This window comes from Candidatus Streptomyces philanthi (genome assembly GCF_059553635.1).
In genome coordinates, this window is sequence record NZ_JCANQV010000322.1 from 1 (window position 1) to 6,181 (window position 6,181).

A 6,181-nucleotide genomic window follows, 5' to 3' on the forward strand; every position below is an offset into this window, starting at 1 on the left:
GGTCAGCTGAAGACGATCATGCAGCCCTGGCCGAGGCTCCGGGTCGCGGCGGCGTGCAGGCCCAGCCAGACGTGCCGTTCGCGGGCGAACGGCCCGTTCTCCAGGGGCGGGACGCCGGCCCGTTCCTCCAGGGAGGTGGGCCCGGTCGGCGGCAGGGGCGCCGGCGGAGGATTGGCCGGATCGATACCGAGGGATGGCGCGACCAGTTCGAGTTCCCGCAGCAGCCCCTGGGAGGAACCCAGCGGTCCGCCGCCCGCGAGCAGTTCGCCGTTGGCCAGCGGGTGCGGGAAGTCCACCGGGACGTACGCGCCCGCGTGGTCGTAGTGCCAGACCAGATGGGACTGCTGCACGGCCGTCTCGAACATCTCCAGCAACTGCTCGTAGTCGCCGCCCAGCTCGTCCACCGGCGTCACTTCGAGACCGCACAGGCGCAGGAGGTAGGCGCGGCGCAGGAAGTGCAGCGCGTCGTAGTCGAAGCCCGCGACCGGCGCGACCTCGCCGGACAGGCCCGGCATGTAACTGAAGACCGGGACCGGCGGCAGCCCGGCCTCCGTCAGGGCCGCGTCGTAGGCGGCGAGTTCCTCGGAGAAGGGGTTGTCGGGGCTGTGGCACAGCACATCGACGAGGGGGACCAGCCACAGGTCACATGCCACGGGGGACAGCTCGCTTCCGGTCGGCTACGGGGACGCCCGCCGGCCGGGGCGGCCGGGGTCGGGACAGCGTAGTGCGGGCCGGGCCTTCCCACGAGAGCAGGGGAAGGGCGTCGCGGGACGCTCCGCGCGGGCCCGGACGGGGCGTCAGGCCGTCTCGTCCAGCAGCGAGAGGGCGTGCTCGTTGGAGGCGACCACCAGCCGCTGGGCCTCGGCGGCGTCGCGGCGGACGACGGCGTCGACCAGCGCGCCGTGGTCGTGCCACAGATGGCGGCGCACATCGGCGCTGCCGCGCAGCAGCGGCACCAGGTACATCCAGGTCTGTACGCGGACCCGGTCGAGGAAGTCGCTGATGTACGCGTTGTCGACCAGGTGGCCGAGTTCCCGCCAGAAGCGCAGGTCGTAACCGATGAGGACGTCGAGGTCACCGGCGCGGGCGGCGCGTTCGGCCTCCTCGGCGCGGCGCCGTACGGACACCAGCGCCTCGGGGCAGATCCGCCGTATCGCCTGCTCGGCCGAGACGCGGAAGATGCCCTCGACGACCAGCCGGCGGGCCTCGACCATGGCGCGGAAGTCGTCGGCGGTGAAGGCCCGCACCCGGAAGCCGCGGTGCTGCTCTATCTCCAGCAGGCCCTGGGCGCACAGGTCGAGCAGGGCCTCGCGGACGGGGGTGGCGGAGACGCCGTACTGCTCGGCGATCTCCTTGACGGTGAAGGGGTGGCCGCACGGCAGCCGGCCGGCGAGGACCTCGTCGCGCAGCGCGTCGGCGATCTGCTGGCGCAGGGTGTTGCGCCGTATGACTCCGCGGACTCCCCCGGCGGCCATCGTGCCCGTCCCCTCCGACGATTGCGGGCCGCATGATCGGTCGCGGCCCCCGCACACGATAGGCGAGGGCCGCCGTGCCCCGCTCCGCGGCGGGGCACGGCGCCGGAGCCGTGGGTCAGACGGTGTGCGCGTCGGCCGCCGCGAGAGCCTCGTCGAGGGCGGCCAGGCCCTCCTTGGCCTCGGCCGCGGTGACGGTGCAGGCCGGGACGACATGGGTGCGGTTCATGTTGACGAACGGCCAGAGGCCGGCGCGCTTGCAGGCCGCGGTGAACTCGGCCATCGGGGCGTTGTCGGCGCCCGAGGCGTTGTACGGCACCAGCGGCTCGCGGGTCTCCTTGCTGCGCACCAGGTCCAGGGCCCAGAAGACGCCGAGGCCGCGCACCTCGCCGACGGACGGGTGCCGCTCGGCGAGCTCGCGCAGGCCCGGTCCGAGGACGGTCTCCCCGATCTCGGCGGCGTTCTCGACGATCTTCTCCTCGGCCATGGTGGTGAGGGTGGCGACGGCGGCGGCGCAGGCCAGGGGGTGGCCGGAGTAGGTGAGGCCGCCGGGGTAGGGGCGCCGGTCGAAGGTGGCGGCGATCTCCGCGCTGATGGCGACGCCGCCGAGCGGGACGTAGCCGGAGTTGACGCCCTTGGCGAAGGTCATCAGGTCGGGGGTGACGCCGAAGCGGTCGGCGGCGAACCAGTGGCCGGTGCGGCCGAAGCCCGCCATCACCTCGTCCAGGATGAAGACGATGCCGTACCGGTCGCACAGCTCCCGCACCCCGGCGAGGTAGCCGGGCGGCGGGACCATGATCCCGGCGGTGCCGGGGATCGTCTCCAGGATGATCGCCGCGATGGACTGCGGGCCCTCGAAGGCGAGGGTGTCCTCCAAGTGCTGGAGGGCGCGCTCGCACTCCTGCGCCTCGTTCTCGGAGTGGAACGGCGAGCGGTAGAGGAACGGGCCCCAGAAGTGGACGACGCCGGCGGAGGCGGTGTCCGAGGGCCAGCGGCGCGGGTCGCCGGTGAGGTTGATCGCGGTGGAGGTGGCGCCGTGGTACGAGCGGTAGGCGGAGAGGACCTTGGGGCGGCCGGTGTGCAGCCGGGCCATCCGGACCGCGTTCTCCACGGCCTCGGCGCCGCCGTTGGTGAAGAAGATCTTGTCGAGGTCGCCGGGGGTGCGCTCGGCGATCAGCCGGGCGGCCTCGGACCGTACGTCGACGGCGAAGCCGGGCGCGAGGGTGCACAGCTTCCCGGCCTGCTCCTGGATCGCCGCGACGACCTTGGGGTGCTGGTGGCCGATGTTGGTGTTGACCAGCTGGGAGGAGAAGTCGAGGTAGCGGTTGCCGTCGTAGTCCCAGAAGTACGCGCCCTCGGCGCCGGCGACCGGCAGCGGGTCGATCAGGCCCTGGGCGGACCAGGAGTGGAAGACGTGGGAGCGGTCGGCGGCCTTGACGGCCCGCCCGTCGCCCGCCACCACCCTTCCCGGGAAGCGCTTCGCGCTGCTGTTCTCGTTCGCTGCGGGATCGGCGAAGGGATGCGTCGTGGTCACGGTCAGTACCTCGGATCGGTCGCTCGGGTCCGCGGGGGTCGGGCGGCGGACGTCGACAGCCTAGGGATCACGGTAGGGGCGCGGTACCGACAGTCTGTAGGGGACACACCACGGGCGCGGACACAGTGTCGGCGTGGGCGCGCCGGGCCCGTCCGCTGGGTGGTCGCACCCCGCGGACGGGCCGCTCGCCGGACGGGTCAGGCCGCGGCCGGGAACGCCCTGCGGACCGCCGGACGCCCCCGGTGGTCGGCCAGTTCCGGGCGGAGCGCGGACAGCGTGCCGCAGTAGCGGGTGAAGTCGACGGGGCGCAGCCCGTACCCCTGGAGCAGCCGGTCGGCCTCGGCCGGGGCGCCTCCCGACTTGGTCTCCACCAGCACCAGGCCGCCGTCGGTGCGGACCGTGCGCCCGCTCTCCGGGTCGCGGCCGGTCAGCGCGGCGTCGCAGGTGACGCGCTGGCCGTCGGCGACCAGGGTGGCGCGCTGATGGCCGGTCACGAGGGAGCGGCCCAGTTCGGCGGGGGCCTCGATGCCGTACGAGCGGTCGAGCACGGAGGCGAGGAAGCCGCGCGGGCCGCCCGCCAGGGCCGCGTCGCCGGGCAGCAGCTGCCGCCGGTGGGCGACGGTCTCGCCGCGCCGTCCCCGCAGCTTGACCTCCAGCTGCCGCCGGCCGGTGTCCTCGCAGAGCCGTTCGCGGATGGTGAAGCGGCGGCGGCGGTCGTGCCGGCGGTCGTGGAAGGTGCGCAGGTCGGGGGTGTCGTAGTGGACGGCGTGGGAGCGGAACCAGCGGCGGCCGTTGATGCACAGGGCCACGAACGGGCCGCCGGGCCGCCGCCGGTCGGTCAGCTCGGCCGCGAAGGCGGTGAAGACGTCGACGGGGACGAGGTAGCGGTGGTCGAAGCGGGCGGAGAGTTCGGCGCGGGCCTGCACCTCGGCGAGAGGCACGGGCCGCGCGGCCATGGCGGCGCGGGCGATGGCGCGTACGGCGGGAATCACACGGTCTCCTTGGCTCGCGTGCGGGGGATCGGGCGATCGTGCGGGGTCGGGGGCCGGCGTCGTCGGGTGCGGGTGTGCTGGGCGCTTCGCGGGTGTCGCTGTCCGCTGTGTCGCGGTCGCTCTGTGCGTTCTACGGTCAAGAGTGCGGAAAAGTTCCGGGCCCGCGCGGCGGACCGTACCGGAGCCGTGAGGCGTCCGGAAAACGACGGAGCCGTGGCCGACGGGTGGGTACCCGCCGGCCACGGCTCCGAAAAGGACCGCGGACGGTTACGACAGGAACGAGTTGATCTCGATGGTCTCGTCCCGGCCGGGGCCGACGCCGATCGCGGAGATCGGGGCGCCCGACATCTCCTCCAGGGCCTTCACGTACGCCTGCGCGTTCTTCGGCAGGTCGGCGAAGGTCTTGGCCTTGGTGATGTCCTCGGACCAGCCCGGCAGCATCTCGTAGACGGGCTTGGCGTGGTGGAAGTCGGTCTGCGAGTAGGGCAGCTCCTCGACCCGCTCGCCGTCGATCTCGTACGCGACGCAGACCGGGATCTGCTCCCAGCCGGTGAGCACGTCGAGCTTGGTCAGGAAGAAGTCCGTCAGGCCGTTGACGCGGGTCGCGTAGCGGGCGATGACGGCGTCGAACCAGCCGCAGCGGCGGTCACGGCCGGTGGTGACACCGCGCTCGCCGCCGATGGTGCGCAGCGCCTCGCCGTCCTTGTCGAACAGCTCGGTCGGGAACGGGCCGGCGCCGACGCGGGTGGTGTACGCCTTGAGGATGCCGATGACCCGGCTGATCTTCGTCGGGCCGACGCCGGCACCGGTGCAGGCGCCGCCCGCCGTCGGGTTCGACGAGGTGACGAACGGGTACGTGCCGTGGTCGATGTCGAGCAGGGTGCCCTGGCCGCCCTCGAAGAGCACGACCTTGTCCTGGTCGAGGGCGTCGTTGAGGATCAGGGTGGTGTCGGCGACATAGCCCTTGATCTTGTCGGCGTAGCCCAGCAGTTCCTCGACGACCTGGCCGGCCTCGATGGCGCGGCGGTTGTAGAGCTTGGTCAGCAGCTGGTTCTTGACGTCGAGGGCCGCCTCGACCTTCTGGGTGAGGATCGACTCGTCGTAGAGGTCCTGCACCCGGATTCCGGTGCGGTTGATCTTGTCGGCGTAGGTCGGGCCGATGCCGCGGCCGGTGGTGCCGATCTTCCGCTTGCCGAGGAACCGTTCCGTCACCTTGTCGACGGTGATGTTGTACGGCGTGATCAGATGCGCGTTACCACTGATCAGCAGCTTGGACGTGTCGACGCCGCGCTCGTTCAGTCCGCTCAGCTCGGAGAGCAGGACCGCCGGGTCGACGACGACGCCGTTGCCGATGACCGGGGTGCACCCCGGCGAGAGGATTCCGGAGGGGAGGAGGTGCAGTGCGTACTTCTGGTCCCCCACGACGACCGTGTGGCCGGCGTTGTTACCACCCTGGTAACGCACTACGTAGTCGACGGAGCCACCGAGCAGGTCGGTGGCCTTTCCCTTGCCCTCATCACCCCACTGAGCACCGAGCAGCACAAGTGCGGGCACAGGCGTACACCCCTTCCGGGCGGGGCATGTCCCACATGCGTGGACGGCGGCGCCGGGCGTCTTCACGCCCACGTCGTCGCCACAGCCGCAGGACCGGTGCCCCGGAATAGACGAAACCCCTGGCGCAACAGCGCAAGGGGCTCTTGCACCGAGATGCTACCTGAGGAAGGACCGAGGTGTCGGCTCACGAGCAAGCCGGGCACTCCCTGCTCGTCGTCATCGACCCGCTCGCCCGCCGTACGGACGGCGAGTCCGTACGGATCGCGAAGGACGTGCTGTGCGCCGGGGCGGGGGCGAAGATCTGCCTTCCGGCGGGCCCGGAGGAGTTCGCCCGGGCCCTGTCCCGCAGAGGCCGGCGGCGCCCGGTGGTGATCGGCGACGACCGGGCGCTGCTGCGGGCCGTGGGGCTGCTCCACCGGGGGCGGGACCTGGCGCGGGTGGCGGTGTCGGTGGTGCCGGTGGGCGCGCCGGACACGGTCGCGCTCAGCCGGGCGCTGGGGGTGCCGACGGACACGGTGGCCGCGGCGCGCACGGTCCTCGACGGCGGCCCGCGGACGCTGGACCTGCTGCGGGACGACAGCGACGGCATCGTGCTGGGCGGGGTGCGGATCTTCGGCGGCGGGGCGCAC

General features: G+C 72.6%; 6 protein-coding genes. 1 reads left to right on the forward strand and 5 read right to left on the reverse strand.

Annotation, left to right across the window (positions count from 1 at the left end):
• Positions 1-2 precede the first annotated feature (2 nt).
• The 5 genes from AC51EU_RS25810 to AC51EU_RS25830 all read right to left on the reverse strand — a co-directional run bounded on the left by AC51EU_RS25810 (position 3) and on the right by AC51EU_RS25830 (position 5,552).
• Positions 3-653, reverse strand: coding sequence for a putative DNA-mimic protein (locus AC51EU_RS25810; RefSeq protein ID WP_496269477.1), 651 nt, complete (start codon positions 651-653; stop codon positions 3-5).
• Positions 654-797: 144 nt separating this feature from the next.
• Complete coding sequence (locus AC51EU_RS25815) at positions 798-1,475, reverse strand: GntR family transcriptional regulator (RefSeq protein ID WP_496269478.1); 678 nt, start codon at positions 1,473-1,475, stop codon at positions 798-800.
• A 115-nt stretch (positions 1,476-1,590) separates the two neighbouring features.
• Positions 1,591-3,006, reverse strand: a complete 1,416-nt coding sequence (locus AC51EU_RS25820; protein WP_496269479.1) for an aspartate aminotransferase family protein — start codon at positions 3,004-3,006, stop codon at positions 1,591-1,593.
• A 197-nt stretch (positions 3,007-3,203) separates the two neighbouring features.
• The gene (locus AC51EU_RS25825) at positions 3,204-3,998 is read right to left on the reverse strand and encodes a CYTH domain-containing protein (protein ID WP_496269480.1); all 795 of its coding nucleotides are present in this window, start codon (positions 3,996-3,998) and stop codon (positions 3,204-3,206) included.
• Between the two features lie 267 nt (positions 3,999-4,265).
• Entirely contained in the window at positions 4,266-5,552 is a 1,287-nt protein-coding gene (locus AC51EU_RS25830) for an adenylosuccinate synthase (protein ID WP_496269481.1), read from the reverse strand.
• Positions 5,553-5,728: 176 nt separating this feature from the next.
• Here AC51EU_RS25830 and AC51EU_RS25835 point away from each other — a divergent pair.
• Positions 5,729-6,181, forward strand: a 453-nt coding sequence (locus AC51EU_RS25835) for a diacylglycerol kinase catalytic domain-containing protein (RefSeq protein WP_496269482.1), incomplete at its 3' end; no start/stop codon positions are given.